This window comes from Phenylobacterium sp. (genome assembly GCF_046590535.1).
Taxonomy (GTDB): Bacteria; Pseudomonadota; Alphaproteobacteria; order Caulobacterales; family Caulobacteraceae; genus Phenylobacterium.
In genome coordinates, this window is record NZ_JBKJTG010000220.1 from 1 (window position 1) to 25,308 (window position 25,308).

Here is a 25,308-nt window from a genome sequence, read left to right on the forward strand (position 1 = left end):
CCCAGCCCAACGACCGGGCCAAGCTCCTGCTGCGCGCCATCTCCAAGGTGATCAACCAGCTGCCGAACCGCATCAGCATCTACGGCCACACCAGCGCCAACGTCGGCGGGGCCAAGGCCGAGGGCGACTGGATGCTGTCCGGCGGCCGCGCCGACGCCTCGCGCCGCGTCCTGCAGAGCGCCGGCGTCGATCCGGATCGCGTCTACCAGGTCTCGGGGAAGGCAGCCTCCGAGCCGCTCTATCCCGACGACCCGTCCCTGCCCGGCAACCGCCGCATCGCCATCGTTCTGCTGCGTGAAGCGCCGGTCCTACCGCCCGATCCCCGGCTCTAGCTCAAGCGTCTTGCGCCAGGCCCCGCCATGACGCCTAATCGGATCCGACGCAGTGGCTCGAAGGCGATCGCAAGTCCGTGACGCAGCATTTCCCGACACGACAGCTCAGGTTTTTCCTGACGGCGCCGTCGCCCTGCCCGTACCTGCCTGAGCGCTTCGAACGCAAGGTGTTCGCCCACCTGCCGCTGTCGGACGGCGCCAGCGTCAACGACTCGCTGACCCAGGTGGGCTTCCGCCGCTCGCAGAACATCGCCTATCGCCCGGCCTGCGAGGCCTGCGCGGCCTGCGTCTCCGCCCGCATCCCCACCAGCGATTACATATTCTCGCGCTCGGAGCGCAAGACTATCGCCCGCAACGAGGACCTGGAGCGCCACCTTGTGGAGGCCGAGGCCACCATTGAACAGTTCGACTTGCTGCGCCGCTACCTGTCGGCGCGCCACGCCGACGGCGGTATGGCCGAGATGACCTGGCCCGACTATGTGGCCATGGTCGAGGACACCGCCGTCCGCACCCACATCATCGAGTACCGCACCCGGTCGAAGGATGGCGGGCCAGGCGACCTGACCGCCTGCGCGCTGGTGGACCTGATGAGCGACGGCCTGTCGCTGGTCTACAGCTTCTACGACCCCGCCCAGACCCGGCGCAGCCTGGGATCCTTCGTGATCCTTGACCACGTCATCCAGGCCTGCCTGACCAGCCTGCCCTACGTCTACCTGGGCTACTGGGTGCGCGGGTCCAACAAGATGGCCTACAAGGTCCGCTTCTCGCCCATCGAGCTGCTGAGACCCGAGGGCTGGACACTGATCGCCGCGCGCGACATCGAGGCCGCCAGCAAAGCCGCCTGACCTGTGAAACACGGGCGTAAGTGACGCCGCCGGTGGCGCCCAGACCCCGCGCCTTGCTAAGCTGACCCTCAGGCTCCCATCGGACGAGGCGCAATGGCGCGACAGCTTCGGCTGAGGCTGAGACGCCCCGCCGCCCATTCCCGAGACGAGTTCGTGGCCGGCGCCTCCAACGCCCAGGCCCTGGCGGCCGTGGACGCGTGGCCGGGCTGGCATGGCGGCTGCCTGGCGCTGGTGGGGCCGCAAGGGGTCGGCAAGACCCATCTGGCGCGGTCCTGGGCGGACAGCGCGAAGGCGCTAGTGCTCGACCGGGCCGCCCCCGACATCGCCGCCGCCGCCGGACGGCCCGTGTTGCTGGAGGACGTTGACCAGGGAACCCCGGACGAGGCGCTTTTCCACCTGATCAACCTGGCGCAACGCCCCGGCGGCGGACTGCTGCTCACCGCCCGCACCGCGCCCGCCGCCTGGCCGACCGGCCTGCCCGACCTGCGCTCGCGGCTCAACGCATTGCTGACCACCGAGATCGAGCCACCGGACGACGTTGTGCTGGAAGGCGTCTTGAGAAAATTCTTCCGAGAACGGAGTATTCGTCCGCCGGAAGAAGTCTATGCCTACCTGCTGCGGCGCATATCCAGGTCGATCCCGGACGCCCAGGAGATCGTCCGAAAGCTGGACGAGGCCGGTGACGGAGAGTTGAAGCCGGTTTCCCGAGTTCTCGCCCGCCAGATCCTTGAAGATGGTGAGCAAAATATTGACCTTTTCGAGTGATCACTTGCACTCCAGTTGAGGCGGCGTAAGACCGACCCCCTGCCTTCGCGCCATGGAGCCGTTGATGAGTTACGCCGCGCCCGTCGCCTCGCATCCTGCGAACGAGGTCCCGCGCGCCGCTTCGGCCTGGGATGCGGAACTGGCCGGCTCGCCTGCCCGCTTCTTCAACCGCGAGCTCTCCTGGCTGGCCTTCAACCGCCGCGTGCTCGCCGAGAGCAAGAACCCGCGCCACCCCCTGCTCGAGCGGCTGCGGTTCCTGTCAATCTCAGCCAACAACCTCGATGAATTCTACATGGTCCGGGTGGCCGGACTTAAGGCCCAGGTCCGCGAGGGCGTGCGCGTGGTCAGCCAGGACGGCCTGACGCCGGCCGAGCAGCTTGTTCGGGTGAACGCCGAGGCCGCCGACGTCATGGAGGACCAGCAGGTCCGCTGGCGCGAGCTGCGCGACGAACTGACCACCGAGGGGCTGCACGTGGTGTCAGCCGAGGAGGTCACCGTGGCCGAGATCGCCGGCCTGGAAGAAACTTTCGTCAGCCAACTGTTCCCGGTGCTGACCCCGCTGGCCATCGACCCGGCGCACCCGTTCCCGTTCATCCCCAACCTGGCGTTCTCCCTGGTGCTGAAGCTGCGCCGCGTGTCCGACGCGCGGCTGCTCTATGCGCTGGTGCCAATCCCCGCCCAGGTGGCGCGGTTCTGGGAGCTGCCGGCGCAACGCAATGGCCGCAAGCGCCCCGAACGCCGGTTTCTCAGCCTGGAGAGCTTCGTCAGCCTGTTCCTCGACCACCTGTTCCCCGGCTGCGACGTGGAGGGGCTGGGGGTATTCCGGCTGATCCGCGATAGCGATGTGGAGATCGAGGAAGAGGCCGAAGACCTGGTGCGCGAGTACGAGGCCGCGCTGAAGCAGCGGCGCATGGGATCGGTGGTCCGCGTGGAGATCCAGGCCGACATGCCTGAGGAGCTGCGCGGCTTCATCTGCGAGAACCTCGACGCCAATCCGGAAGACATTATCCTGATCGAGGGCCTGCTGGGCCTGGACGAGCTGTCACAGTTGATCCCCGCCGACCGGGCAGAGCTGAAGTTCAAGCCATTCGAGCCGCGGTTCCCCGAGCGGATCCGCGACCACGCCGGCGACTGTTTCGCCGCCATCCGCGAGAAGGACATCCTGGTCCATCACCCGTTCGAGAGCTTCGACGTGGTGGTGCAGTTCCTGCGGCAGGCGGCCCGCGACCCCAATGTGTTGGCCATCAAGCAGACGCTCTACCGCACGTCCAAGGACAGCCCGATCGTGGCCGCCCTGATCGAGGCCGCGGAGAACGGCAAGAACGTCACCGCGCTGGTGGAGATCAAGGCCCGCTTTGACGAGGCCAACAATCTGAAATGGGCCGCCGACCTGGAGCGGGCGGGCGTCCACGTGGTCTTTGGCTTCGTGGAGTACAAGACCCACGCCAAGCTCTCGATGGTGGTCCGGCGGGAGGGCGACACCCTTCGCACCTACTGCCACTTTGGCACCGGCAACTACCATCCGATCACCGCGCGAATCTATACGGACCTTTCGCTGTTCACCACTGACGCGGCCCTGGGCCGCGACAGCGCGCGCCTGTTCAACTTCGTCACCGGCTACGCCCAGCCCGAGGGGCTGGAAAAGCTCTCCTTCTCGCCAGTGACCATGAAGCGCGACCTGATCAAGCTGATCTGCCAGGAGGCGGAGAACGCGCTGGCCGGCAAGCCCGCGGCGATCTGGGCCAAGCTCAATTCCCTGGTGGACGGCCAGATCATCGACGCGCTCTACGCGGCCAGCCACGCGGGCGTGTCCATCGACTTGGTCATCCGCGGAATCTGCTGCCTGCGCCCAGGCGTGCCGGGCCTGTCGGAGAACATCCGCGTCAAGAGCATCGTCGGCCGCTACCTGGAGCACGCCCGCATCGTGGCCTTCGGCAATGGCCAGCCGCTGCCCTCGTCGCAGGCCCGGGTGCTGATGTCCTCGGCCGACTGGATGCCGCGCAACCTCGACCGCCGGGTTGAGTGCCTCACCCCCATCGAGAACCCCACGGTGCACCAGCAGGTCCTGAACCAGATCCTGCTGGCCAACCTGAAGGACGAGGCGCAAAGCTGGACCCTGGACACCGATGGCCGTTATCGCCGCGACCCGTCCTGGGACCATCCGAGCGCGTTCTCCGCGCACGAGTATTTCATGACCAATCCCAGCCTGTCGGGCCGGGGGCAGAAGGTGAAGGACATGCCGCGCGCAATCGACCATCTTGCCTTGCGCGGATAGCCGGCCCGGCGACACCGTGGAAAGCCGTCCAGAAGCCCGCCAGGCCGCCGTCATCGACGTCGGCTCCAACTCCGTCCGCCTGGTCATCTATCGCCTGGATGGGCGCGCCCTGTGGACCTTGTTCAACGAGAAGGCCCTGGCCGGCCTCGGCCGTGACCTTCCAGCCACCGGGCGCCTGTCACCGGAGGGCGTCGAGACCGCGATGACCGCCCTGCACCGCTTCCGCGCGGTGCTGGACGGCTGGAAGGCAGAGGACGTCACCGCGGCGGCTACCGCAGCCGTGCGCGACGCCCCCGACGGGCCCGCCTTCCTGCGCCGGGTAAAGGAAGAGACCGGCCTCAAGGTCCGCGTGCTTTCCGGCGAGGAGGAGGCCCGCTACGCCGCCATGGGGGTGCTGGCCGGCCAGCCGGACGCGCAAGGGGTGGTGGGGGACCTGGGCGGCTCCAGCCTGGAGTTGGTGCGCCTGAACGGCTCTGGGCCGACGGAGGGCGCCACCCTGCCACTGGGCCCGTTCGCCCTGGGCGCGCCTAGGCCCCTGGATATCGACAAGACCCGCAAGCTCATCGACGAGCACCTGGCGCCCCTAGCCCAGCGGTTCGCTACGTCGGAGTTCCACGCTGTGGGCGGCGCCTGGCGCAACCTCGCGCTGCTGCACATGGAAATGGCCAGCTATCCGCTGCGGGTGGCGCACCAGTATGAGATGAACCGGGCGGACGCGACCGACGTCGCCCGCTTCGTGGCCCGTCAGTCCAGGTCGTCCCTGGAGCGGATGCAGGGCCTGTCCAAAAAGCGCTTCGAGACCCTGCCCTACTCGGCTCTGGTGCTAGACCAGCTTATCGCCAGCCTGGGCGTCGAGCGGATCGTGATCTCCGCCTATGGCGTGCGCGAAGGCATGCTGCTGGAATCCATGTCGCCGCAGGTGCAGGCCCGCGACCCGTTGATCGAGGGGTGCGAGGCGCTCACCGCCCAGCGCGGCCTGACGCAGGAGCTGGGGGTCGCCCTGGAAGCTTGGCTGGGTCAAGCCTTCGCCAAGCTGCCCCCGGTGTTCGACGGGCGCGACAAGACGCTGACCGCCGCCGCCTGTCGGCTGGCCGATCTGGGGGCCCGGCTGCACCCCGACCACCGCGCCGACATCGCCTTCGAGCAGGTGCTGCGCGCTCCGATCGCCGGCATGACCCATCCGGAGCGGGCGTTCCTGGCCGCCGCCGCTTTCGCCCGTCACACCTCATCGCCCACCTTGCCGGAGACCATCGGCATCGGTCGCGTGCTGTCGAGCGAGCGCCGCCAGAGGGCCAGAGCGCTGGGCGCCGCCGTACGCCTGGGCTGCGACTTCTCCGGCCGCAACCCGCGCCTGCTGGAGAAGTCCAAGCTGACCATCAGCGCCGACAAGCTGAAGCTCGCCGCGGCGCCGGGCTGGAGCGACATGCTGCTGGGGGAACAGACCGCCAAGCGGGCGCAGACGCTGGCCGCCGCTCTGAAGCTCAAACTCGATCTGGGCTAGCGCCCATAGCAAGAGGGCGGCGCTCCGGTTGCCCGTCACACCGCCCTCTAATCCAGATCCGTTGGGGGATCTGAGCGTTCAAGGTCTGAGGAAACCTAGGCTCCACAAGTCGCCCTGCTCGGCTTCGTTCGCCCCTGGTGTCCCTAAGGTCGGAGTGATCCAGGTCGCCCCGCATCCCTCCAGTTTCAGGAACCTCCTGCCCGCTTGCCTCCCGGTCGCCCGGTCCGCCGCGCCGCAGTCCCTCTCGGCAAATTCAGGTTCTCTCAGAGACGGTCGTTCGGCAAGCGCCCCACGGAGGCGCCCTGTGGGCCAACCCTGGGCAAAGCGGTGGACAGCCTGTGCAAAACCCTAGGATGCGGGGCAAATGACGCACGGTATCAACGTCTTGGCCTTATCCCCCGCTACGATGAGATCAGCCCGCGCTGACGGCTTTCGGAGAGCGTCGGACCTCGACCACCCGCACCCGGGCGCCGTCCAGCACCAGCGCCAGCTCGCCGCGCTTGAGGCGAAGAGCGTCCTCGCCGAAAGCCTCCCGGCGCCAGCCCTTGAGGGCGGCGTTGTCGGTCTCGTCGTCGTTGGCGATCTGCTCAAGGTCGGAGACCGTGGCGATCAGCTTCGAGGCCACGCCGGACTCCTCGGCGCGGGCTTTCAGCAGCACCTTCAACAGCTCCACCACGGCGCCGGCGGCCGGCGACGGCGGCGTGCGGCTGCGCTCCACCACCGGGGCGTAGGCCTCGGGGTCGCGGAGCGCCTCGCGGATGGCGGCCAGCAGGTCCGGCCCGAACCGCGAGCCGGAAAACCCCTTGGGCACAGAGCGCAGGCGGTCCAGGGCTTCGGCGTCGATGGGGGCCTGGGTGGCGACCTCGTCGATCGCCTCGTCCTTCAGGATGCGGCCGCGCGGCTGGTCGCGGGTCTGGGCGGTGCGCTCGCGCCAAGCCGCCACGGCGCGATAGACCGCCATGTACTTGGCCGTGTGCTTGCGAGGGCGCAGGCGCTTCCAGGCGTTCTCCGGCTCTACGTCGTAGACCGCCGGATCGGTGAGGCTCATCATCTCGTCGGTGACCCAAACCAGGCGGCCCTCCCCCTCCAGCCGCTCGCGCAGCATGGGATAGAGCGCCGCCAGATGAGTCACATCGGCCAGGGCGTAGGTGAGCTGGTTGTCCGACAGCGGCCGACGCGACCAGTCGGTGAAGCGGCTGGACTTATCCAGCTCGATCTTCAGCATCTGGCGGACTAGGGCGTCATAGGCGATCTGCTCGCCGAACCCCGCGGCCATGCCGGCCACCTGGGTGTCGAACAGCGGCCGGGGCATGGCCTCCAGGTTGTTGAAGATCTCGACGTCCTGGCGCGCGGCGTGGAACACCTTGAGGATGGTCTCGTCGCGCAGCACGTCGAGGAACGGACCAAGGTCCATACCTTCGGCCAGCGGGTCGATCACGGCCTCGGCGGAGGGCGCGGCGGCCTGGATCAGGCACAGCTTCGGCCAGTACGTCGTCTCGCGCATGAACTCGGTGTCCACGGCGACGAACGGCTGGCCCTTGAGCTTGTCGCAAAACACCGCGAGTTCGGCGGTGGTGGTAATCGGCGTCATCGACTAGCTATAGCCCGGCGCCAGCCCGAGTCTGCAAGCCCGCGTTGCGCCTATCTGTCAGATTCCTTCGAAGGCTTCCCGTATGTCCGACCGCCCGAACGGTCTCACCTATGCACAGGCCGGCGTGGACATCGACGCCGGGGCCGCGCTTGTGGAGCGGATCAAGCCCTTGGCGAAGTCCACCCGACGGGCCGGGGCCGAGGCCTCCCTGGGCGGATTCGGGGCGCTCTTCGACCTGAAGGCGGCGGGCTATGACGATCCGCTGCTGGTCACCACCACCGATGGGGTCGGCACCAAGCTGAAGGTCGCCATCGAGACCGGCATGCACGACACGGTGGGCGTCGACCTGGTGGGCATGTGCGTCAACGACCTGCTGGCGCAGGGGGCCGAGCCGCTGATTTTCCTGGACTATTTCGCCACCGGCAAGCTGGACGTGGAGGCCGCCGCCACCGTGGTGGCCGGCATCGCCGAGGGCTGCCGTCAGGCTGGCTGTGCCCTGGTGGGGGGCGAGACCGCCGAGATGCCCGGCATGTACGCCGAGGGCGACTACGACATGGCTGGCTTCTGCGTCGGCGCTGTTGACCGCGACAAGGTGCTGCCGCGGCTGAGCGACCAGAAGGCCGGGGATATCCTCATCGGCGTCGGGTCGTCGGGGCCGCATTCCAACGGCTATTCCCTGGTCCGCCGGATCGTCGAGCGCTCGGGACTTGCCTGGGACGCCCCCGCGCCGTTCGAGGCCGGCAAGACCCTGGCCCAGGCGCTGCTGGCGCCTACGCGGATCTACATCAAGTCCGTGCTGCCGCACCTGAAGGCCGGTCGCGTGAAGGGCCTGGCGCACATCACCGGCGGCGGCCTGATCGAAAACCCGCCCCGGGCCATCGCCGATGGGCTGGTGGCGCGCTTCGACTGGGACGCCTGGGCCCTGCCCCCGGTGTTCGCCTGGCTGCAGGATGTGGGCGGGGTCGCCGACCACGAGCTGCGCCGGACCTTTAACTGCGGCGTCGGCCTGATGCTGATCGTCGCCCCGCAGGACCTTCCCGAGGTGCTCAACGGCCTGATAAAGGACGGTGAAGACGCCTTTGTCATCGGCGAACTGGCGGCCATCTGATGCGCAAGCTTGCGGTGATCCTGGCGGTGGCCTTCGCCCTCGGCGCGCCGGCGCACCACGCGCTCACCGGATGGGGGCTGTCGGCCGGTGAGTTCGCCAGCGACGGGAACACGACCCTGCGCGCCGCCGGCTACGCCTTCTCCATCTGGGGCCTGATCTATGCGGGGCTGGTGGGCTATGCGATCTACCAGGCCCTGCCCCGCAACGCCGAAAATCCCCGGCTGGCGGCCCTGGGCTGGCCCGCGGCGGCCGCCATCGCCGGCTGCGGGGCCTGGATCGTCGCCTCTGCGCTCGACCTGAAGTGGCTGACGGTGGTGATCATCAGCGCCTCGGCGGCGACGCTGACCTGGGCGCTCTGCCGCCAGGCCCGCGCGGCTGAAGGCGCCAGCGTGGGCGAGCGCCTGTTGGCCTGGTGGCCGCTGGGGCTGCTGGCCGGATGGCTGACCATCGCCTCGGCCATCAACCTGCTGACCGTGCTGACCGCGCAGGGCCTGCTACAGCCGGAGAGCGCCACCCTGGCGGCCATAGCAGGCGTCGCCGCCGTGACAGGCGTCGCGGCCTGGATGCTGCGCGCCACACGCCTGACCGCCTACGCCGCGCCCATCGCCTGGGGCCTCGTGGCGGTGTGGGTGGCGGAGCGTGCCGGCAAGCCCGTCGTCGGCGGAGCGGCCCTGGCCGGGGCGATCGCCGTCGCGGTTCTCGCCCTCTGGGCGGCGCGGCCTAGCGCAGCCCGGCGTTGATCTGGGCCAAGGCCGCCGAGCCAGGCACCAGCTCCGCCTCGGCGAGCTGGTTCAGCGGGGTGTCCACCGTCTCCAGCGCCTCGTGCAGGTCGCCGCTGTCGGGGTCCATGTAAAGCAGGCCGGTGACGATCTGGCCGCGGGCCTGGCGGGCCTGCAGGTAGCCCAGCGCCTGGGCGCGGTTGTTGGGGTTGTAGAGCTCGGCCAACTTGTGGAGGCTGAGAATCGAGCCGTCGTGCTGCGCCACCTGCACAGTCTGGCCCGGCCCATAGTCCACACGGATCGTCTCGCGCGGCGTGATCATGTCCAGCCGGTTCACCGCCTCGTTGTGCTCGCGCACATAGTCGAAGCTCTTGGTGGAGCCCTGGTGGTTGTTGAACTGCACGCAGGGGCTGATGCAGTCGATGAAGGCCGCGCCCTTGTGGTTCAGCCCGGCCTTGATCAACGGGACGAGCTGTTCCTTGTCACCAGAGAACGAGCGGCCGACGAAGGTTGCGCCGAGCTGCAGGGCCATGGAGACCAAGTCGATGCCGGCGTCGTGGTTGACCGCACCGCGCTTGGATTTGGAGCCCTTGTCCGAGGTGGCCGAGAACTGGCCCTTGGTGAGGCCGTAAACCCCGTTGTTCTCCACGATGTAGAGCATGTTCACGCCGCGGCGGATGGCGTGGGCGAACTGGCCCAGCCCGATGCTGGCGCTATCTCCGTCGCCGGAGACGCCCAGGTAGATCAGGTCCTTGTTGGCCAGGTTCGCGCCGGTGAGCACCGAGGGCATGCGCCCGTGCACGGTGTTGAAGCCGTGGCTGTTGCCCAGAAAGTAGTCGGGGGTCTTGGACGAACAGCCGATGCCGGACAGCTTGGCGATCCGGTGCGGCGGCAGATCCAGCTCGAAGCAGGCCTGGATGATCGCCGCGGAGATGGAGTCGTGGCCGCAGCCGGCGCAAAGGGTCGAGACCGAGCCTTCGTAGTCCCGCCGCGTAAACCCCAGGGTATTGGTGGCCAGCTTCGGATGGTGGAGTTGCGGCTTGAGGATGTAGGTCATTCGGCCGCCTCGATCTGGCCCACGGCCATCAGTTGGGCGATCTCCCCGGCGATGAACCGCGCGGTGATCGGGGTGCCGTCGTAGTGCAGCACGGGGACAAGCTTGGCGGGATCGACCCCGCCCTCGGTGGTGATCAGGGTGCGAAGTTGGGCGTCGCGGTTCTGCTCGACCACGAACACCCGCTCATGGGCGGCGATAAAGTTGAACACCTCGTCGCTGAACGGGAAGGCGCGGACCCGCATGGCGTCCAGGTGGCGGCCCTGCCCTTCCAGCCCCTGCAACGCCTCGTGCATAGCTGGCGTCGTGGAGCCGAAATAGAGCACCGCGTCCTTGGTCTTGCGCTTGGCCAGCGTGACCACCGGCGCCGGCATCAACGCCTTCGCGGTCTCGAACTTGCGTAGCAGCCTCTGCATGTTGTCGACGTAGATACCGCCCTCCTCGGAGTAGCGGGCGTAGGGATTGCGCGAGGTGCCGCGGGTGAAGTAGCCGCCCCGGGTCGGGTGGGTGCCCGGGTAGGTCCGGTAAGGAATGCCGTCGCCGTCCACGTCGAGGTAGCGGCCGAAATCGCGGCCGGCCTCCAGTTCCGCGTGGGTCATCACCTTGCCCCGGTCGAGCTGGCGGGCATCGTCCCATTCGAAGGGCTTGGTCAGCCACTCGTTCATGCCGATATCGAGGTCGAGCATGACGAAGATGGTGGTCTGCAGCCGGTCGGCCAAATCAAAGGCCAGCGCCCCCATCTCGAAGCACTCGCCCGGGTCGGCAGGCAGCAGCATCGGATGCTTGGTGTCCCCGTGGCTGGCGTACGCCGCGCCGATCAGGTCTGACTGCTGGGTGCGGGTCGGCATGCCGGTGGAGGGCCCGCCCCGCTGCACGTCGAAGATCACTGCAGGGATCTCGGCGAAGTAGGACAGGCCGATGAACTCGGTCATCAGCGAGATGCCGGGCCCCGACGTGCAGGTAAAGGCCCGCGCGCCGTTCCAGCCGGCCCCCACGACGATGCCGATGGAGGCGATCTCGTCTTCTGCCTGGACGATGCCGAAGCGCGCCTTGCCGGTTTCCGGGTCGGTGCGCAGGTCCTCGCAATAGGCGGTGAAGGCCTCGGCAAGGGAGGTCGAGGGGGTGATCGGATACCAGGCGCACACCGTCGCCCCGCCATAGACCGCGCCCAGGGCGGCGGCCTGATTGCCTTCCACGAAGATGCGGTCGCCCACCTGGTCGGAGCGGCGCACCTGCAGGGAGAGCGGCGTCAGGTTCTGGCGTACGTATTCGTGGCCCATCTGCAGGGCCTCGACGTTGGCTCGGATCAGCTTCTCGCGCCCGTCGAACTGCTCGGCCAAGAGTTGCTCGATAACCGCCACCTCGATCCCCAGCAGGGCGGAGAGCGCGCCCACATAGACGATGTTCTTGAACAGCTGGCGCTCGCGGGGCAGCGCGTAGCGCGCGTTGCACATGGCCGTCAGTGGCACACCGATCACGGTGATGTCGTCGCGGAATTTCGAGGGCGGCAGGGGTTTGGTTGAATCGTAGAATAGGAACCCTCCGAACTCGATTTCGGCTAGGTCGCGGTCCCAGGTCTGCGGGTTCATGGCCACCATCAGGTCGACCCCGCCGCGGCGGCCCAGGTGCCCGGCCTCGGTCACCCGGACCTCGAACCAGGTGGGCAGGCCCTGGATGTTGGACGGGAAGATGTTGCGCGCCGCCACCGGCACGCCCATCCGCAGTATCGACTTGGCGAACATGCCGTTGGCGCTGGCCGATCCCGACCCGTTCACATTGGCGAACTTCACCACGAAGTCGTTCACGCGCACCCTCAGCGGCTCTGGCATCCCGGCCCCGCCTGCGTCATTTCCAGATAGAACTTCTGCATGTCCCAGGCGCCCGTGGGGCACCGCTCCGCGCAAAGCCCGCAATGCAGGCAGACATCCTCGTCCTTCACCATCACCCGGTTGGTGGGCAGCGAGCCGGACACATAGAGATCCTGGTCCACGTTGTCGGCCGGCGCCATCAGCCGCCCGCGCAGCTCGTCCTCGTCGCCGTTCGCGGTGAAGGTGATGCAGTCCATCGGGCAGATGTCGACGCAGGCGTCGCACTCGATGCACAGCTTGTCGGCGAACACCGTCTGGATGTCGCAGTTCAGGCACCGCTGCGCCTCGGCAAAGCCCAGCTGGCGGTCGAAGCCGAGCTCGACCTCGATCTTGATGTTCTTCAGCGCTGTGGCCTTGTCGCGCAGCGGCACCCGGTAGCGGCGGTCGTTGGTGATGTCGTTGTCGTAGCTCCACTCGTGGATGCCCATCTTCTGGCTGACCAGGGTGACGCCCGGCGGGGGCCGGATGGCCACGTCCTCGCCTTGGCAGAACTTGTGGATCGACACTGCAGCGTCATGACCGTGAGCCACCGCCCAGATGATGTTCTTGGGTCCGAACGCCGCATCGCCGCCAAAGAACACTCCTGGCAGGCTCGACTGGAAGGTGATCGGGTTGACCTTGGGCATCGCCCACTCGTCGAACTCCAGCCCCACGTCGCGCTCGATCCAGGGGAAGGCGTTCTCCTGGCCCACCGCCACCAGCACGTCGTCGCATTCGTAGTGCTCGTCCGCGGCGCCGGAGGGAACAAGGCGACGGCGGCCAGCCTCGTCGTACTGCGCCTCGACCACCTCGAAGGTGACCCCGGTCAGCCTGCCGTCCGCGTGGGTGAAAGCCTTGGGCACCCGGAAGTTGATGATCGGGATGTCCTCGTGGACCGCGTCCTCCTTTTCCCAGGGCGAGGCCTTCATCTCCTCGTAGCCTGAGCGGACGATCACCTTGACGTCCTCGCCACCCAGCCGCCGCGAGGTGCGGCAGCAGTCCATGGCAGTATTGCCGCCCCCCAGCACGATCACCCGGCGGCCGATCTTCTCGGTGTGCTCGAAGGAGACGTTGGACAGCCAGTCGATACCGATGTGGATGTTCGCGGCCGCCTCCTGGCGGCCGGGCAGGTCCAGGTCGCGGCCGCGCGGGGCGCCGGTGCCGACGAAGACCGCGTCATAGCCCTCCGCCAGCAGGGCCTTGAGGCTGTCGACGCGCTCGCCCAGGCGCAGGGTCATGCCCAGGCCGGTGATGTAGCCCACCTCCTCGTCGATGACCTCCTCCGGCAGGCGGAAGCGCGGGATCTGGCTGCGGATCATGCCGCCCGCCTTAGCGTCGGCGTCGATCAGGGTGAGCTCGTAGCCCAGGGGCGCCAAATCTCGAGCCACGGTCAGCGACGCGGGTCCGGCCCCGATCAGGGCGATCCGCCTGCCGTTGCTGGCGGCGGCCCGGGGCGGCAGGCGGTCGGTGATGTCGTCCTTGTTGTCGGCGGGCACGCGCTTGAGCCGGCAAATCGCCACCGGCTCGTCCTCCACCCGGCCACGGCGGCAGGCGGGCTCGCACGGGCGGTCGCAGGTCCGGCCCAGGATCCCGGGAAAGACGTTAGACTTCCAGTTGATCATGTAGGCGTCGGAGTAGCGCCCTTCCGCGATCAGGCGAATGTACTCCGGAACCGGCGTGTGCGCCGGACAAGCCCACTGGCAATCGACGACCTTGTGAAAGTAGTCAGGGTCCTCGGTACTCGTGCGTTGCAAAACCCGCTTCCTTCCCGCGACGCTCTACTCCCGGGGCGGGCAAGCCGGACCTGGACGAGTCCCAGGCGGGGCGTGACCGACGCGACGCGGCGTTCTGTGCGAGGTTACGTCCGCTTCCGGCCGCAAGCCAACCGTTTCCTGACCGTGGCTCCGGGAAAAGCCTTGCGCCCAATGCGCGCGGGCGGGCGTTGGGCAATGGACGCTCGGCTCCGGCGTTAGCGGCTCATGACCGCGCTGGATGACCTTTCCGCCGAAGAACGCAGCCTGCTCAGCCGCGCCCTGATGGCGCCCGTGGTCGAGCAAAGTCCAATCTCGCTGGGCCTGTGCCTGCGGCCGTGCGGCCTGGGCCTGCTTCAACGCGCCGGCTCCGCCGCGGCGGAGCCGGCTGGCAAGGTTCGCCGATGGCGTTCTGCCTGACTCGCCAAAGCTGGCGACTGGTCACCGCCCAGCGCACCCACCCGCCGATCCGTCGCGCCGTCTAGCCTTGGGGCCGGCCGCGGGCTCGTGTATGCGCCCGCCCATGGTCCGCGAAGAAATCCTCGTCGACGCCCGCGGTCACCGCTGTCCGGTGCCGACCCTGCGCCTGCGCCGCGCCCTGGCCGACGCGCCGGTCGGGGCCCGCGTACGGCTGCTGGCCGACGATCCGCTGGCCCGCATCGACGTGCCCCACTTCCTGGCGGAGATCGGGGCCGAGCTCCTGGACAGCGCGGAGGCCGACGGGACCTTCAGCTTCCTCGTCGCGAAGCCGTAGGCAGGTCCCGGCCCAGGTCGGCCATCGTCAGGATTTGCTGCCTGTCGATGGACAGTTCGACCTCGGTGGCCAGCGCCCCGCCGAAGAACAGGGCGTTCACGTTCCACGACAGCCAGATCAGAAAGATCACCACCGTGGCCACCGAGCCGTAGGTCGCGCCCAGGTGGGCGATCTGCTCCACGTAGAAGCCCAGGCCCCAGGAGGCGAAAATGCACATCGCCGCCGCCGCCGCCCCGCCCAGCAGGGAAGCCCGCCAGTCCACCGGCCGGCGCGACATGGCCCAGCGGTAGATCAGGCTCATGCTCAGCGTCATGCCGACGCTGGCCCAGGTCCACTCGCTGTAGAGCCACAGGGCGCCGCGCAGGGGCCGAAGCTCGAAGGTCTCGCCCATGATCCGGAAACCGAAGAACACCAGCGACAGCGCGCCCATCATCGCGAAGGTGGCGATCAACACGGCCAGCGCCAGCAGGTTGAAACCCACGAAGCCGCGGGGCTCGTCCTCGTCGTGGATGAAAGACAGTCCCGCCAGCAGGGCCTTAAAGCCCCGGTGGGCCGCATAGCCGCCGATGATCAGCGCCACGCCGCTCTGCAGGGAGACCGCCTCCCGCGACGCGCTGGTCAGGCGCATTAGCTCACCCTGGAAGATCACCTGGGCGGCGGCTGGCATGATCTTGGCGACCATTTCGCCCTGCTGGGCCGCCTGGATGGGATCGGCCAGCAGGCTGTAGACCCCAATCAGGATGGCCAGCGCCGGGAAGATCGCCAGCATGATGAAAAAGCTGACGCCGCCCGTGTAGAGCATGACATCTCGGCCCCAGAGCCGGGCCAGCGCCTTGCCGAAGGTCTGCAAGGAGACCCGGGCCCAGTGCGCGGGGTCCCAATGGATCACCCGCAGGCGGCGCAGCAGCGTACTCATTGGGCGGAGGGTGAGGATCGGGGCGGGTCGTGGCAAGCGGCTAAAATGGAAACGGCGCGCCACCGGGTTGAGGGGTGGCGCGCCGCCGATGGGCGTGTCGTTCCATCAGGCGGGCTGCCGCTTCGAGGGACGGGAGAGCGCGACAACCAACCCGGGATGGGTTTTGAGCCCCGGCGGCTGAACCCAGTCTGAACGGCATCGTCAGGTAACGTGGAGCTTCGAAGAAGTTACGCCTGGGTAAGCGCGTCGATCTCGGCGGAGCTGAAGCCCCAGTCCGCCAGGGCCTCGCGGTCGTGGGCCCCGATGGCGGGCGGCGGGCCCTGGATGGCGCCCGGGGTCTCGGAGAACCGCGGTGCGGGGGCCGGCTGCATGACGCCGGCCACTTCGACGAAGGTCTGCCGCGCGGCGTTGTGCGGGTGCCTGGGCGCCTCGTCCAGGTCGAGCACCGGGGCGAAACAGACGTCCGTGCCGCCCATGATCGCGCACCACTCGTCCTGGGTCTTGCCAACGATGGCGGTGGCCAGCTTCTCGCGCAAGGACGGCCAGGCGGCGCGGTCCATCTGCCGGGCGAACTCAGGATCGTCGACGCCGGTCTTCTCCAGCAGCAGGGCGTAGAACTGGGGCTCGATGGAGCCGATGGAGATCCACTTGCCGTCAGCGCATTGGTAGGTGTCGTAGAAGTGGGCGCCCCCATCCAGCAGGTTGGACCGGCGCTCCTCCTGCCACATGCCGCCGGCCTTGAAGCCGTAGAACATGGCCATCAGCGACGCGGCGCCGTCGCTCATGGCGCAGTCGATCACCTGGCCCTGCCCGCTTTCCCGCGCATGGATGACGCCGGCCAGCAGCCCGAACGCCAGGTAGAGCGCCCCGCCCCCGAAATCCCCCACCAGGTTCAGCGGTGGCACCGGCTTGGCCTCGGTCCCAATGGCGTGCAGGGCGCCGGTGATGGCGATGTAGTTCATGTCGTGGCCGGCGGCGTTGGCGTAGGGCCCAGTCTGGCCCCAGCCGGTCATGCGGCCATAGACCAGCTTCGGATTGCGCTTGAGCGCCACGTCGGGGCCCAGGCCCAGCCGCTCCATGACCCCGGGACGAAAGCCCTCCAGGATGGCGTCAGCGCCTTCCATCAGCTTCAGGCAGGCCTCGATGGCGGCGGGAGTCTTCAGGTCCAGAGCCACCGAGCGCCGGCCACGGGCGGTGACGTCGGAAGCCGCCCCGCCCCGGCCGCCCTTGCGGTCGATGCGGACCACGTCGGCGCCTAGGTCGGCCAGCAGCATGCCGCAGAACGGCCCCGGCCCGATCCCGGCGAACTCCACGACCTTCAGGCCGGTCAGCGGTCCCTGGCGCATCTCTCACTCCCCATGTGGCAGCCAGCATACCCGGCTTGCCGCCCGGTCATGCAAGGGTTCAACCCCCGCCGGGCAGGGACTGGCCGTCGTCGATGGTGATGACGCTGCCGGTGATGGCGCTGGCCGCCGGCCCCACCAGCATCAGGAAGGCGGCATCCAGGTCGCTGGCCTGCATCAGCCGGCGGCGGGGAAACCCCTTCAGCTGCCTGGCGCCGCCCTCCGTGGGCCACCAGGCGGCGTTGATGTCGGTCTCGATGTACCCGGGACACAGGGCGTTCACCGCGATGCCGCGCCGCGCCCACTCTCGCGCTAGGCCCTTGGTCAGCATCGCCACCGCCGCCTTGGACGCGCAATAGGCTGAAAGGCCCGGCAGCACCGTGTGGCTGGCGATGGAAGCGATATTCAGGATGCGCCCCTCGACGCCGGCCTCCATCATCCGCTTCGCCGCCTCCCGCGCCGCCACGAAGGTCCCGCGTACATTGACGTCGAAGGTGTTGCTCCAGTCCTCGACGCTCACGTCCAGCGCCATGCCGTCGCCGCCAACCCCGGCGTTGTTCACCAGGATGGAGATCGGCCCCAGCTTCGCTTGGGCGGCGTCCAGGGCCGGGCCGATGGCGAGAGGGTCAGCCACGTCGAGTTGCAGGCCTATGGCGCGATGCCCGGCGGCGTTCAGCTCCGCGGCCAAGGCCTCGATCCGCTCGATCCGGCGGGCGGTGAGCGCCACCGCCGCCCCGGATGCAGCCAGGAGCCGCGCAAAGTGCTCGCCCAGGCCGCCGCTGGCGCCCGTCACGAAGGCCGTCTGGCCGGCCAAATCCGTCCCCATCGCCTGCTCCCGTTAATCAGTCCGCTACCGCCCGCGTGCCATTCCGTGCTTAGGACACTGCGGGCTTTTTGGGATGGGGAAATGACGGCGGTTGTCCAGGCGCGGGTGCTTATCGTCGCGCGGGATGACGCCCTGGCCGCACCTCTGGCCGAGGGCCTGGACCGGCTTGGCTGGCGCTCGGTGACGGCCCGGGGCCAGTTCGCCGCCGTAGCCGCCCTCGCCGACCTGCAGATCGAAGCCGCCATTGTCGACCTCGCCAGCGCCGGCGAAGACCCGCAAGGGTTGGTCCAGCGGCTGAAAGACGCCTGCGCGCCCCGCCGCCTGCCGGTGATCGCCATCGGCGAGCCGGACCCGTCCCTGGACGGCCGCGGCTTCGACCTGACCCTGGCCGCTCCCCTGCACCCCGCCCAGGCCGCCATGCGGCTTGAGACCCTGGTGCGCACCGCGGTCTCCGAGGAGGAGTTCGCGATCCGGCAGGAGACCTTCGCCGCCCGGGGCCGCGACCTGGACACGCCGGAGCTGGATGTGACGCCGTTCCGGGTGCTGGCCATCGGCGAGCCCGCGCCGCAGTTCCTGGCGCTGTCCAACGCCTTGTCGCGGAACGGGGCCCAGGTGGTGGGCGCGTTCACCGCCTTCACCGCCTTCGACTACCTGCACGAGCGGGCCTTCGACGCGGTGGTGCTGTGGGCCGGGGACAATCCGCAGGAGTCGCTGTCCATCGCCGCGGGCATGCGCCGCAACACCCGGCTCTACCACACCCCGACCCTGCTCTATATGCGCGCCGAGTCCCACGTGACCACCTCGGAGGCCTATCACCGGGGCATCTCCGACGTGGCCTCGCCCGAGACGCCGGAGACCGACACCGCGCGCCGCGTGGTGGAGTTGGCCCGAGCCTACCGCCGCCAGGTCTCCGTGCGCCAGGCCCTGGAGCGGGCCCGCAATTCCGGCCTGATGGACGCGGCCACCGGCCTGTTCACCCGCGATCTGTTCGCCGCCCACCTGCTGCGGCTGGCCCAGGCCTGCCGGGTGCGCAACCGACCGCTCTGCGTCTGCGTGCTGAAGGTCGCCGAGCGGCCCGAAGTCACGGCTGCCCGCCGCGCCGGCTGGCTGGACCGGGCGATCCCGCAGATCGGCTCGATGATCAGTCGGCTGGTGCGCGTTGAGGACACCGCAGCCCGCCTGGGCCCCGAGGTCTTCGCCCTCGCCCTGCCCGCCACCCACCTGCTGTCCGGCCGCGCCGCCGGCGAGCGCATCGCCGCGGTGATCGGCTGCACCGCCTTCGAGGCCGGCGACGGCAATCCGCCGTTCGTGGTGGAGTTCGACATGGGCGTCGCCGAAGTCACCTCCGCCGAGAACGCCGCCCGCGCCCTGGAAGCCGCCGCGGCCGCCGCGCACGGCCGCAAGGCCGGGTGACCCACCTTCCGCCGGTACGGGGGGAATTTCGCCAATCGCGAAGCCCGGCGACAATGTGGGAGCCATCGACCCGCGAGCTACGCTCTTGGACCACTTCCCCCGTATCGGTGGAAGACTGACTTACCGCCCCACGCCGCGGGGCTGCAGGCTTTCGCCGGTGGCCTTCAATGCGGTGTTGCGGGCGGCCAGCGCCTCGCCGCATCGCTTGGCCTCCGGGCTGTAGTCGCGGGGGGACATGTTCCCGATCTCGCGGCGCATGGCCTTGGTCAGGTCGAAGGCCGGGTCGCGCCCCTCGATGCGGCCCACGAAGTAGAAGGTCGCCACCCCGGCCATCTCCTTGTAGGCCGGGTTGTTGAGAAGCTGGGTCATGGTGATGACGCAGCGCACGTCGCCGGACATGACAGCGTCCTGAGCCTGCGCCGATCCTGCCGCCAGGAGGGCGCCGCCGAGCGCCAGCATCGCAATTCGGTTCATCACGGTTCCTCATCGGGCGATCGCGCCCAAAGCGACCTAGCGCCTAAGCGGCCAGCTTCGCCAGTTGCGTCAGCACCATCTCGGCGGCGGCCAGGCGCTGTTCGGGGGTCGCCCACTCCCCCTTCACCACCACCTTCTGGTCGGGGCGGATGCGCCAGGCGATCTGGTTGTTCTGCACGAACTGGACGAGGCCCAGGCCGTTCTTGAAGTCGTCGCCGCGGAAACTGACCACCGCGCCCTTGGGACCCACGTCGATCTTGGCCACATTGGCTTCGCGGCACAGGCCCTTGATGGCCACCACCTTGAGCAGTTGGCCGGCTTCCGGCGGCAGCGGGCCGAAGCGGTCGATCAGTTCGGCGGCCAAAGCCTCGCGGTCCTGCGCCTTCTCGGCATCCGACAGCCGGCGATAGAGCGACAGGCGCACGTTGAGGTCGGGGACGTATTCCTCGGGGATCAGCACCGACGCGCCGGTGTTGATCTGCGGTGACCAGCCCCGGTCGGCGGTCTCGGCGCCCGTGCGTTCCTTCAGCTCGTTGACCGCGTCCTCCAGCATCTGCTGGTAGAGTTCGACGCCGATCTCGCGGATATGGCCGGACTGCTCCTCGCCCAGCAGGTTGCCCCCACCGCGGATGTCGAGGTCGTAGCTGGCGAGCTGGAAGCCGGCGCCCAGGCTGTCCAGGGACTGCAGCACCTTCAGGCGCTTCTCGGCCGACAGGGTGATCTGCTTTTCCGCCGGGGTGGTCAGGTAGGCGTAGGCCCGCGACTTGGCCCGGCCGACCCGCCCGCGCAGTTGGTAGAGCTGCGCCAGGCCGAACATGTCGGCGCGGTGGATGATCAGGGTGTTGGCCGTGGGGATGTCCAGGCCACTCTCGACAATCGTTGTGGAAAGCAGCACGTCGTACTGGCCCTCGTAGAAGGCGCTCATCACGTCCTCGAGCTGGGTCGGCGACATCTGGCCGTGCCCCACCGCGAAGCGCACCTCCGGCACCTGTTCGCGCAGGTAGCGCTCGATGGCCGGCAGATCGCTGACCCGGGGAGCCACGTAGTAGGCTTGGCCGCCGCGGTACTTCTCGCGCAGCAGGGCTTCGCGGACCACCACCGGGTCCCAGGGCGTGATGTAGGTCCGCACCGCCAGCCGGTCGACCGGCGGGGTGGCGATGATCGACATCTCCCGGATGCCGCTGAGCGACATCTGGAGCGTGCGGGGAATGGGGGTCGCCGTCAGGGTCAGCATGTGCACGTCGGCGCGAAGCTCCTTGAGCTTCTCCTTGTGCTTGACCCCGAAGTGCTGCTCCTCATCGACGATCACCAAGCCAAGGTTACGGAAGCCCACTTGCTTGGAGAGCACCGCGTGGGTGCCGACGATGATCTCCACCTCGCCGTTCTTGAGCTGCTCGCGGGTCTCGGCGGCCTCCTTGGGCGCCACCAGCCGCGACAGCCGGCGCACCTTCACCGGCCAGCCCTCGAAGCGATCGGTGAAGGTCTTGTAGTGCTGGCGGGCGAGCAGCGTGGTGGGGGCGACGATGGCCACCTGCTGGCCGCTCATGGCCACCACGAAGGCGGCGCGCAGCGCCACCTCGGTCTTGCCGAAGCCCACGTCGCCGCAGATCAGCCGATCCATGGGCTTTCCGGCCGCCAGGTCGTCCAGCACATCGCCGATGGCGGAGAGCTGATCGTCGGTCTCCTCGTAAGGGAAGCGGGCGCAGAATTCGTCGAACACCCCGTGCGGGGGGTCCATGGGGTCGGTGGACCTGGTGGCGCGCTCAGCGGCGATGCGGATCAGGCCCTCGGCCATGACCCGCAGCCGGTCCTTGGCGCGCGCCTTGCGGCCCTGCCAGGCCGCGCCGCCCAGCCGATCGAGCTGCACGCCCTCTGAATCCGATCCATAGCGCGTCAGGAGGTCGATGTTCTCCACCGGCAGGTAGAGCTTGGCCTCACCGCCGTACTGCAGCTCCAGGGTGTCGTGCGGAGCGCCCTGGATGTCGAGGGTCTTCAGCCCCTCATAGCGCCCGATCCCGTGGTCGATGTGAACCACCAGGTCGCCTGGGGTGAGTGACGAGGCCTCGGCCAGGAAGTTGGACGCGCGGCGGCGACGCCTCGGCCTGGCCAGCCGGTCCCCCAGGATGTCGGTCTCGGAGATCACCGCAAGGGTGTCGGTCTCGAAACCGGCGTCCAGGGGCAGCACCACCCGCTGCGGGATCTTTGGGTCGGACGCCCTGGCTGCGTCCCAGTAAGGGGCGAAGGAAATGTTCTTCAGCCCGTGGTCGGCCAGCATGGAGCCCAGCCGGTCTGAGGACCCCTCAGTCCACGAGGCGAACAGCACGCGCTTGCCCTGCCCGGCCAACGTGCGGGCGTGGTCGGCGGTGGCCTCGAACAGGTTGACGCTGTCGCGCTGGCGCTCGGGCGCGAAGCCGCGACCAGCCCGCGCGCCCATGTCGATGACGGTCTCCCCCTCGGCCTCGTTGAACGCCGAGAACCGCCGGGTGGCGCGCTTGCCCAGCTCCGCCTGCCACTCGTCGGCGGTCAGGTAGAGCCGGTCAGGCGCCAGCGGATGGTAGTGCGCCCGTCGCTCGGTCTGGGCGCGGCTTTCATAGGCGTCGTTCACCAGGGCCAGCCGTTCGTCGCGGGCCTCCCGGCTCAGGTGGTCCAGGGCGACCAGGGCCCGTGGCGGCAGATAGTCGAACAGGGTCGCCATCTGCGGATAGAACAGCGGCGCCCAGTGCTCCATGCCCGCCCGGCGGCCGCCCGCGGAGACGGTTTCGTAGAGCGGATCGTCCCCCGGCGCCCCGAAGGTCTCCAGGTAGCCGGTGCGGAAGCGCTTGATGGTCTCGGCGTCGACCAGCACCTCGCTCACCGGCAGGAGGCTGACGTCCTTGAGCTGTTTGGTGGAGCGCTGGGTCTCCGGATCGAAGGCGCGGATAGATTCCAGGGTGTCGCCGAACATGTCCAGGCGGACCGGCTCCGCGGCGCTGGGCGGGAAAACGTCGATCACCCCGCCGCGGATGGCGAACTCGCCGCGCTCCGAGACCGTCGAGGCCCGCTGGTAGCCGTTGACCGAAAAATAGGCCTCCAGGTCGGCGATCTCGACCGTATTGCCCGCCCGGGCCGAATAACTGGCCCGCTGGATCACCGCGATCGGTGGCACGCGCTGCACCGAAGCGGGCACGGTGGTGACCAGCAACAGCGGCGTCTTGGGATCGATCCCCTGCGCCAACCGCCAAAGGGTGGTCATCCGGCGCGCGGCGACCCCCGCCGAGGGGCCGATGCGGTCGTAGGGCAGGCAGTCCCAGGCCGGAAAGGTCGCCACTTCCACCTGCGGGGCGAAGAACCGGAACGCCTCGGCGAAGGCCGACATCCGCGAACCGTCGCGGGCCACGAACACCGACAGGCCGCCGCGGGCCTTGATCACGTCGGCCATCACCAGGGCGTCGAAGCCCTCCGGCGCGCCGACCAGGTCCAGGCGGCCGGGATCCTCCGCCACCCGGCGGAGCTGGGCGGGCGTGCTGGGCCGCGAGCCGTCAGCCGCCATGGTCGTCGTCTTTGGGAAGATTATAGCGAAATTCTTTGATCTTGCTCATGATCTCGCCGTCGAACTCGGCGGGCGTCGGCTCCCGCCCGAGGATCCAGCCATAGAGATCCTGGTCGGGCTGATCGAGCAGCCGCTCGAACCAATCGAGCTCTTCCGGGCTGAAGCTGGCGACGTGCTTGTCCGCAAACGGCCCCAGGATGAGGTCCGCTTCCCTGAAGCCCCGGCGCCAGGCGCGGAACTTCAGCTTCTTGAGCCGGGCTTCGTCAGTGATCATCAAGTGGCCGCGGATATAGGGCGCCTCTGCGCGCGCCGCCAGTCGGCTATGCTGCAATCATGCGGCCGGAGATTCTGTTCCCACTCTATGCGCCGATCAGCTCCCTGAAGGGGGTCGGTCCGCGCGTGGCGCCCCTGCTGGAAAAGCTCGCCGGGCCGATCGTGCGCGACGTGCTGTTCCTGAAGCCGCACAGCCTTGTCCGCCGCACGCCGGCCACCGTCTCCACGGCCATCGACGGCGAGGTGATGACCTTCGAGGTGGCGGTGGAGAGCTTCCAGCGCCCCCGGGGGCCCAGCCAGCCCTGGCGGATGCGAGTGTTCGACCAGACCGGGTTCCTGACCCTGGTGTTCTTCGGCAGCTTCGGCGCCAGCCTGGAGCACCGCCATCCGGTGAACGCCCTTCGGCTGGTCTCCGGCAAGGTCGAGCTGTTCAACGACCGGGAGTGGCAGATCGTCCACCCGGACTATCTGGTGGCCCCGGAAAAGGCCGCGGATATCCCGCAGATCGAGGCGATCTATCCGGCCACCGCCGGGCTGCCCGCCCGCACCGTGCGCAAGTTCGCCCTGGAGGCTCTGGAGAGGGCGCCTGAGCTCCCTGAGTGGCAGGATTCGGCGTGGGTCGCCCGGGAGCGCTTCCCGCCCTGGCGCGAGGCCCTGGCGCGGCTGCACGCGCCGGAAACCGACGCCGACCTCTCGCCGCTGAGCCCGGCGTGGCGCAGGCTGGCCTACGACGAGCTGCTGGCCCACCAGCTGGCCATGGCGCAGCGCAAGACCGAACGCCGGGGTGAGCCCGCCCGAAAGATCCCGGCCAGCCAGATCGCCGGGCGCCTGCAGGCGGACCTACCCTATAGTTTCACCGGCGCACAGACCCGGTCCCTGGCCGAAATCCGCGACGACCTGGCCGCCGGCGAGCGGATGAGCCGGCTGATTCAGGGGGACGTGGGTTCCGGCAAGACGGTGGTGGCCATGTGCGCCATGGCCGACGTGGCCGAGGCCGAGGGCCAGAGCGCCCTGATGGCGCCCACGGAAATCCTCGCCCGGCAGCACTACGAGACCATCTCAACGCCCCTCACCGCCCATGGCGTCGGGGTGATCCTGCTCACCGGCCGCGACAAGGGCGCCGCCAGGGCCGAGAAGCTGCGGGCGCTCGCCTCCGGCGCGGTGAAGGTGGCGGTGGGCACCCACGCGCTCTTCCAGGACGACGTGGCCTTCCATCGGCTCGAGCTGGCGGTGGTGGACGAGCAGCACCGATTCGGGGTCGCGGAACGCCAGCGGCTGCAAGCCAAGGGCCAGGCGGTCCACCTGCTGGCCATGTCCGCCACGCCGATCCCCCGCACCCTTGAGCTCACCGTCTACGGCGATCTGGATGTCAGCCGCATCGACGAGAAGCCGCCGGGCCGCACGCCGGTGGCCACCCGCGCCGCGCCCATGGGCCGGATCGGCGAGGTGGTGGCCCGCCTGCGCGAGGCGGTGGCCGGGGGCGCCCAGGCCTTCTGGATCTGCCCGCTGGTCTCCGACAGCGAACTCATCGACCTGAAGGCCGCCGAGACCCGCGCCGTGGAGCTGAAGGCCGCCATCGGCCCCAGCGTCGGCCTGGTGCACGGCAAGCTGGCGCCGGCCGCCAAGGATGCGGTGATGGCTCAGTTCGCCGACGGCAGCCTGTCGGTGCTGGTGGCCACCACCGTGGTCGAGGTGGGCGTCAACGTGCCCAACGCCACCATCATGGTCATCGAACAGGCTGAGCGCTTCGGCCTGGCCCAGCTGCACCAGCTGCGCGGCCGGGTGGGTCGGGGACGCCAGGAAAGCGCCTGCGTGCTGCTCTACGACCCGCCGCTTTCGGAGACCGCCCAGCGCCGGCTGGACATCCTGCGGCGTACCGACGACGGCTTCCTGATCGCCGAGACCGACCTGGAGCTGCGCGGCGGCGGCGATGCGCTGGGCCTGCGCCAGTCAGGGTTCCCGGACTACATCTTCGCCGACGTGGGCGGCGCC

General features: G+C 69.0%; 21 protein-coding genes. 11 read left to right on the top strand and 10 right to left on the bottom strand.

Annotated elements, in window-relative coordinates; all coding sequences use genetic code 11:
• The 5 genes from ACLL81_RS13340 to ACLL81_RS13360 all read left to right on the top strand — a co-directional run.
• Positions 1 to 332: flagellar motor protein MotB (locus ACLL81_RS13340; protein WP_411288843.1), on the top strand; the 332-nt coding region annotated here is incomplete at its 5' end.
• Positions 333 to 409: 77 nt separating this feature from the next.
• A complete protein-coding gene (locus ACLL81_RS13345) occupies positions 410 to 1,177 on the top strand; it encodes an arginyltransferase (RefSeq protein ID WP_411288844.1) in 768 nt (255 codons plus the stop codon).
• Between the two features lie 93 nt (positions 1,178 to 1,270).
• Positions 1,271 to 1,942 (top strand): chromosomal replication initiator DnaA, encoded by a 672-nt coding sequence (locus ACLL81_RS13350; protein WP_411288845.1) that lies wholly within the window; start codon positions 1,271 to 1,273, stop codon positions 1,940 to 1,942.
• A gap of 64 nt (positions 1,943 to 2,006) precedes the next feature.
• Entirely contained in the window at positions 2,007 to 4,217 is a 2,211-nt protein-coding gene (locus tag ACLL81_RS13355) for an RNA degradosome polyphosphate kinase (protein WP_411288846.1), read from the top strand.
• Positions 4,218 to 4,233: 16 nt separating this feature from the next.
• A complete protein-coding gene (locus ACLL81_RS13360; RefSeq protein WP_411288847.1) occupies positions 4,234 to 5,718 on the top strand; it encodes a Ppx/GppA family phosphatase in 1,485 nt (494 codons plus the stop codon).
• Between the two features lie 412 nt (positions 5,719 to 6,130).
• On the opposite strand, the gene rnd is transcribed toward ACLL81_RS13360, so the two are convergent.
• Positions 6,131 to 7,309, bottom strand: coding sequence for a ribonuclease D (gene rnd, locus ACLL81_RS13365; RefSeq protein ID WP_411288848.1), 1,179 nt, complete (start codon positions 7,307 to 7,309; stop codon positions 6,131 to 6,133).
• An 82-nt stretch (positions 7,310 to 7,391) separates the two neighbouring features.
• Here rnd and purM point away from each other — a divergent pair, with 82 nt between their 5' ends.
• The gene (gene purM, locus ACLL81_RS13370) at positions 7,392 to 8,417 is read left to right on the top strand and encodes a phosphoribosylformylglycinamidine cyclo-ligase (RefSeq protein WP_411288849.1); all 1,026 of its coding nucleotides are present in this window, start codon (positions 7,392 to 7,394) and stop codon (positions 8,415 to 8,417) included.
• A complete protein-coding gene (locus tag ACLL81_RS13375; protein ID WP_411288850.1) occupies positions 8,417 to 9,157 on the top strand; it encodes a hypothetical protein in 741 nt (246 codons plus the stop codon). Before purM ends, ACLL81_RS13375 begins: the two co-directional genes overlap by 1 nt.
• Here ACLL81_RS13375 and ACLL81_RS13380 read toward each other — a convergent pair.
• Genes ACLL81_RS13380 through ACLL81_RS13390 form a run of 3 tightly spaced genes read right to left on the bottom strand, consistent with a single transcriptional unit; the run spans position 9,138 to position 13,791 of the window.
• Positions 9,138 to 10,193, bottom strand: coding sequence for a 2-oxoacid:ferredoxin oxidoreductase subunit beta (locus tag ACLL81_RS13380; RefSeq protein WP_411288851.1), 1,056 nt, complete (start codon positions 10,191 to 10,193; stop codon positions 9,138 to 9,140). The two genes, ACLL81_RS13375 and ACLL81_RS13380, sit on opposite strands and share 20 nt — an antisense overlap.
• Positions 10,190 to 12,019, bottom strand: a complete 1,830-nt coding sequence (locus ACLL81_RS13385) for a 2-oxoacid:acceptor oxidoreductase subunit alpha (protein ID WP_411288852.1) — start codon at positions 12,017 to 12,019, stop codon at positions 10,190 to 10,192. Before ACLL81_RS13385 ends, ACLL81_RS13380 begins: the two co-directional genes overlap by 4 nt.
• Entirely contained in the window at positions 12,004 to 13,791 is a 1,788-nt protein-coding gene (locus ACLL81_RS13390; RefSeq protein ID WP_411288853.1) for an FAD-dependent oxidoreductase, read from the bottom strand. The genes ACLL81_RS13385 and ACLL81_RS13390 overlap by 16 nt, the downstream gene beginning before the upstream one ends.
• Before the next feature lie 225 nt (positions 13,792 to 14,016).
• On the opposite strand from ACLL81_RS13390, the gene ACLL81_RS13395 reads away from it, so the two are divergent.
• Positions 14,017 to 14,208, top strand: a complete 192-nt coding sequence (locus ACLL81_RS13395; protein ID WP_411288854.1) for a hypothetical protein — start codon at positions 14,017 to 14,019, stop codon at positions 14,206 to 14,208.
• 103 nt (positions 14,209 to 14,311) lie between these two features.
• A complete protein-coding gene (locus ACLL81_RS13400; RefSeq protein ID WP_411288855.1) occupies positions 14,312 to 14,542 on the top strand; it encodes a sulfurtransferase TusA family protein in 231 nt (76 codons plus the stop codon).
• Here the strand turns inward: ACLL81_RS13400 and ACLL81_RS13405 are convergent.
• The 3 genes from ACLL81_RS13405 to ACLL81_RS13415 form a co-directional block, all read right to left on the bottom strand.
• The gene (locus ACLL81_RS13405; RefSeq protein WP_411288856.1) at positions 14,517 to 15,458 is read right to left on the bottom strand and encodes a YihY/virulence factor BrkB family protein; all 942 of its coding nucleotides are present in this window, start codon (positions 15,456 to 15,458) and stop codon (positions 14,517 to 14,519) included. The two genes, ACLL81_RS13400 and ACLL81_RS13405, sit on opposite strands and share 26 nt — an antisense overlap.
• A 227-nt stretch (positions 15,459 to 15,685) precedes the next feature.
• Positions 15,686 to 16,804, bottom strand: a complete 1,119-nt coding sequence (locus ACLL81_RS13410; protein WP_411288857.1) for a CaiB/BaiF CoA transferase family protein — start codon at positions 16,802 to 16,804, stop codon at positions 15,686 to 15,688.
• Positions 16,805 to 16,862: 58 nt separating this feature from the next.
• The gene (locus tag ACLL81_RS13415; RefSeq protein WP_411288858.1) at positions 16,863 to 17,627 is read right to left on the bottom strand and encodes an SDR family NAD(P)-dependent oxidoreductase; all 765 of its coding nucleotides are present in this window, start codon (positions 17,625 to 17,627) and stop codon (positions 16,863 to 16,865) included.
• 81 nt (positions 17,628 to 17,708) lie between these two features.
• On the opposite strand from ACLL81_RS13415, the gene ACLL81_RS13420 reads away from it, so the two are divergent.
• Positions 17,709 to 19,040 (top strand): diguanylate cyclase domain-containing protein, encoded by a 1,332-nt coding sequence (locus tag ACLL81_RS13420; RefSeq protein ID WP_411288859.1) that lies wholly within the window; start codon positions 17,709 to 17,711, stop codon positions 19,038 to 19,040.
• Between the two features lie 120 nt (positions 19,041 to 19,160).
• Here the strand turns inward: ACLL81_RS13420 and ACLL81_RS13425 are convergent, their stop codons facing one another.
• From ACLL81_RS13425 to ACLL81_RS13435, 3 genes are read right to left on the bottom strand one after another with little or no spacing between them, the layout of a single operon-like run.
• Complete coding sequence (locus ACLL81_RS13425; RefSeq protein WP_411288860.1) at positions 19,161 to 19,514, bottom strand: hypothetical protein; 354 nt, start codon at positions 19,512 to 19,514, stop codon at positions 19,161 to 19,163.
• 43 nt (positions 19,515 to 19,557) lie between these two features.
• The gene (gene mfd, locus ACLL81_RS13430; RefSeq protein WP_411288861.1) at positions 19,558 to 23,043 is read right to left on the bottom strand and encodes a transcription-repair coupling factor; all 3,486 of its coding nucleotides are present in this window, start codon (positions 23,041 to 23,043) and stop codon (positions 19,558 to 19,560) included.
• The gene (locus ACLL81_RS13435) at positions 23,033 to 23,317 is read right to left on the bottom strand and encodes a succinate dehydrogenase assembly factor 2 (RefSeq protein WP_411288863.1); all 285 of its coding nucleotides are present in this window, start codon (positions 23,315 to 23,317) and stop codon (positions 23,033 to 23,035) included. Before ACLL81_RS13435 ends, mfd begins: the two co-directional genes overlap by 11 nt.
• Positions 23,318 to 23,376: 59 nt before the next feature.
• On the opposite strand from ACLL81_RS13435, the gene recG reads away from it, so the two are divergent.
• Positions 23,377 to 25,308, top strand: a 1,932-nt coding sequence (gene recG, locus ACLL81_RS13440) for an ATP-dependent DNA helicase RecG (protein WP_411288862.1), incomplete at its 3' end; no start/stop codon positions are given.